1 protein-coding gene is annotated in these 265 nt (G+C 32.8%); it reads left to right on the forward strand.

What is annotated here, in order from left to right:
• Window positions 1-265, forward strand: a 265-nt coding sequence (locus SB659_RS19725) for a DUF262 domain-containing protein (RefSeq protein ID WP_410551638.1), incomplete at both ends; no start/stop codon positions are given.

Consider the following 265-nt stretch of genomic DNA (forward strand, 5'->3'; position numbering starts at 1 on the left):
GCAATCTTTTTCTCTAGATATGATTGCTCATATGATGAGATTAGGTGAAATTGAACTTTGGCGTCCAAATGATTTTCAAAGATTAAGTGGATTATGGAGTGCAAAACAAAAAAGCCGCTTAATTGAGTCATTATTAATGAATATTCCATTACCAATTTTTTATATGGATGGCAGTAGGATGCCTTGGAAAATTATTGATGGCCTGCAAAGACTAACTGTTCTAGATGAATTCATGAATAAGAACTCATTTGCACTTTCAGATTTG

The sequence above is a fragment of the Arthrobacter sp. SIMBA_036 genome, from assembly GCF_046535135.1.
In the GTDB taxonomy this organism is placed as follows: domain Bacteria; phylum Actinomycetota; class Actinomycetes; order Actinomycetales; family Micrococcaceae; genus Arthrobacter.